Annotated in this window: 1 protein-coding gene; it reads right to left on the bottom strand. The window is 35.1% G+C overall.

The window, feature by feature from the left end:
• Nucleotides 1–85: 85 nt before the first annotated feature.
• A partial coding sequence (locus ACKI2P_RS10810) for an AAA family ATPase (RefSeq protein WP_407377492.1) occupies nucleotides 86–4,271 on the bottom strand: 4,186 nt, incomplete at its 5' end.

Below are 4,271 nucleotides of genomic sequence, written 5' to 3'. Positions count from 1 at the left end.
TACAAACTACAGTTTTAATATGGAGTGATTTTCTTGAAATATGATTTTTTTAGTTATTTATCAAATAAACCCATTTTTTCACCTTTTATAAATTTTTTAATTCAAAAAACCTTACATTTCCTAAAGTATCTCCAACAACTAATTTGTCATCTTTAAGACAAATTGAGGTTGCAAAAATATCTAAGTAATAAACATATCCCAGTTCTTCACTGTCGAAATTCCAGAATTTTATAGTATTGTCTTTACTTAAACTAACTAAATAAGATTCAGAAGCATAAATATTAGTTATAGCTTTATCATGCACGGCTAACTTTACAGAATTACTTAAATTCAAATCCAATATTTCTATAAATCCATTTTCATGACCTACTATAACATTTTCATCAAATATGGTAATCTTAGTAACAGGAGATGGAATTTCGGCAAAACGAACTTCACTCGGATATTTAACAACACTACCATCTTCAAATCCTACAAAGATTTCATCAGAGTCAAAGTCTGTTGTCAGTGTGGTTGCAGTTCCATCCAATTTTATTTCATCATTTCCAAGGGTTAATTTATCCTCTTCGATAAATACAATTCCTGATGATGTTTGGGCAATATCAATGACTTCACCCATTCCTGATTTATAGTCATCGACTTCCAATTCAATCTTATCTTCACCATTTTCAATAGCTTGCCACATGTCCTCACTGATATTACATGTTGCAATCTTGTTGATTTTTTTACCGTCCTTTTCGGTTTTAAAACCTGCAAGAACCAGTTTTGAATCACTGCGATTGTATGAAATTGCATTGAACCTGAAATCACAGGCAAACTGATTAATACAATCCTCACGGTCCAGATTCCATGTGAAAATTTCACCGTTGTTTGATGCTGTAATCATATGATTGCCATCGGTTTTTATTGAGAAAACTGATTCGACATGTCTTATTCCATCATCTTCTTCAACTTTCTTATTTAAATCCAATACACTCACATCATTGTTTTCATTTCCAACAACAACCCATTTGTCCTCACTGTCACTGTAATAGTCAATGGCTGTTGGTGATGTGATACCTGTTTGAATATCCAGTTTCATGCCTGCATCATTTGTTGCGATAGTAAATTCAGGGCTTCTTGGCTCCGGAATGTCCCATACTCTCAGAACTCCCATATCGGAGATTGTGATGATTTGGTTTTCATCTTCAAGTGTTTGTGCCTGTTTGAACTTGTCGTTAATACTGCAGACACGCTCTTCTGCTATGCTTTCTCCACCGCCTGAGTTTTTAAGGGTGTTCCAGAATTTCATTTGACCGTTTTCAGATATCAAGGTTAAAAATCTCTTGTTCAGTCCCATGAACCTGATTTCTTCAGATGAATCTAATTTTGTTGAAGACTCTTCATCATCGTTTTGCTGATGTTGCTTGTTATATGCCTTTCTCATCTCATATACATCCCAGCCGTCAACTTCTCTTTCATCACATACCAGAATTGCTTCATTTCTTCTTGGAACCAGAATCTGATTGTAGTTTTTAGATTCAATATCCTCTCGCCTTAACTCTCCGGTTTCAAGGTCAATTGTAAAGATTCCCTCATGAGATGAAGCATAGATTTTATTGTATGTTTTTGAAAGATAGATGTCTGTAATTTCAGCGTCAATTTTTGGATAATCATCCTTAACAACCATCCTATTGGCAATGTCCCATTTTTTAATTTTACCGTCAGCATATGCAACAAGCAGAGTGTTGTCTTCGGGAATGATTTTGACTATTTTCGAATCTCCCTTGTCAATGGTTTCCAGTTCATTTGTATCAATATCGAATATGTCAATCATTCCATCCTCGTTACAATTCACTATATTCCTGTTAGGAGTTACTTCAATTGCTGCTGTTGCCTTTCTGCCTTCCGGTTTGATTCTTTTTATGATTGAACTTTTTGGTGAATACAATGCGTTTGAACTGGATTTAAGCCATTTATCAGAAGTGTCTGAATCAATTTGGGCGAGTAATCTCACTATTACATCATCATCGATTCCGTTCATTCTTCCCCATAGCTGGGCTGGCAATTGATCTTTATGTTCGGCCAAAACAGGAGCTGAAAGTTCGAGTGCCCTTCCTATTAAAACGATAGGGTGGTCTTCGGTTTCGCTGAATTTATGGTCTTTGCCAAACTGGTAATCTCGGGTCAAATTGTAAATATTGTCCAATTCAAGCTTGTTTTTTATGAAATCATAAGAACTTAAAACATCTGATAGTTCTTCATAGTTTTCAGATTGATCCAAATGATATGGAAGTTCTCTGAATGGCCTTAAATAGTTTTTATTTTCATTGCTTAAATCCCCATTAAATGTATAATCATCACTTAACTCGGCATCCTTTTTAAAGTAACTGGCCAATAGCTTATTTGAGTGAATTTTCAAATCATCATATTTTTCCTGTGCTGCTATCTTGAAACTTTCATAGAAAAAGTCATGACGACCTTCTTTTCTTGCCATAAACTGCCTTACTTGCCTTAAGTTCAGCCTTATAGCATCTCGAATGGTCTTTTCATCCAAATCAGTTTCACTTTGAATGATTGCTTTTAATTCATCTTCAGAAAGACCTACGCGTGCATTGGCTAAAAGTGAAAATATCAAATGAGAAATTTTATCCGCTTTAATGTCTTCTTCATCTTCTTCCAATCTTTCTAAAACATGTTTAAATGCAGATACAGGAGTTTCCCCAAAGCTTTCAATCTTATCTTTGAGCTGGTCAAATGAACCGAAAACCCTTAACTCTGCAAGCAGTATCTTCAAAAATAGAGGGTTTTTAGAACCTTCAAATCCACAAATTGTATCGATTTGAGCCTCATCCAATGATTTCAGGTAATTTTTAAGATATTCATTGATTAAATCTTTTTTATCTTGAGTGTCCAATTCATGAATTTCAAAACCTGAAATAATATTTCTGTTTTTGATGCTTTGAAGTTTTGAATTGAAGACCTCATTTTTCCTATCTTCCTTAACTGACATGATTAGCTTTAAATTGTTTGGAAGCTCATCAAACCATTTAAGCATATTTACTCCGTCAGGCATCTGATTGACAGCATCTATGATAATGACACAATCATCTTCACCGGCAATGGCCTGCAGGATTTCCGGAATGTTTCTTTTTAGCTCATCAAGATTTAATGGATAGAATTCTTCATCTTCACTTATTCCGGCTTCTGCCATTATGGATTTCCATAGAGAATATATGTCTGAACTTAAATCTGAAGCTCCGCAGAATCTCTTGTATAATCTTTTATTAGGATAGTTTTCATTAAAGTCTGTGGCAAATTTTGCAAGAAGCATTGTTTTACCGTAACCCGCCTCTGCACTAACCAGACATATTCCATCCCCTTCTTCAATATACTCATTTAGTTTTTGAGTGTATGCAGGTCTTGGAATGAATCCTTCACTGTTGAGATAACAGAATATTTCCTGCTGGTCCAAATCCCGTTCAGTTTCACTTTCCGCAACAATATCCATGTTTTCCGGAAATGCAATAGCAATTTGTTCCTGTAATTGAGTGATTAAAACTTCCTTAAGCGATTTTTCCCCACATTGGAAATTTGTCAGCCTGCCTTTTCCCTCGCCATTTTCATAATGTGAAAGTTCCGGAAGCAATATGTCTGGATTCCATTCGCCGGAGTATTCGCTGATTAATATGTTGGTTTTAGTTTCATCAGAATCAATTTTAGCATCTTCTGATTGCTTCCTATCCCTAATTTTTTGTTTGGTTTTTTCAAGTTCAGTGTCTGCAAATCCTATTTTATCAACATCAATTTCTGAATCATTTGTATAAATTAATTTTTGAGATGGTGAAAGTTCATTGACATATGAAGGATTTCTAAAGAAAAACAGTGAGTGTTTGGTTGGAGGGCAGTCATATTCCTTTTCATTTAAAAACATGTGAATTGGTTTTAAAAGAGCATGCTCAATTTCCATTTCAGTGGCAGATCTTCCATCCAAATCATCAATTGAAGTATATCTCTGTTTGGTTTCTTCATTAATATCCTCTTTAAAATCTGGAATCCAACCACGGCGCTGACCTAAAAAACAAAGGAAAAACGGACGGCTTTTATCAACATGGCGCAGACAGGTTTCAATAGTTTTACTGTTGCTGCTTTCCTCTTCTGTTACACCCCATCTCAAATCGATGTCAGTCAGGCGTATTTTTCTGTCTTCACACCATTCTGTCAGTTCAGGAAATACTTCTTTAATAAGATAATCCCTTTCAGCATGCATATCAAAGTCGGATCGTAGCCAT

The sequence above is a fragment of the Methanobrevibacter sp. genome (genome assembly GCF_045541095.1).
In the GTDB taxonomy this organism is placed as follows: domain Archaea; phylum Methanobacteriota; class Methanobacteria; order Methanobacteriales; family Methanobacteriaceae; genus Methanocatella.
This window is presented reverse-complemented; position numbering and strand designations above follow the sequence as displayed.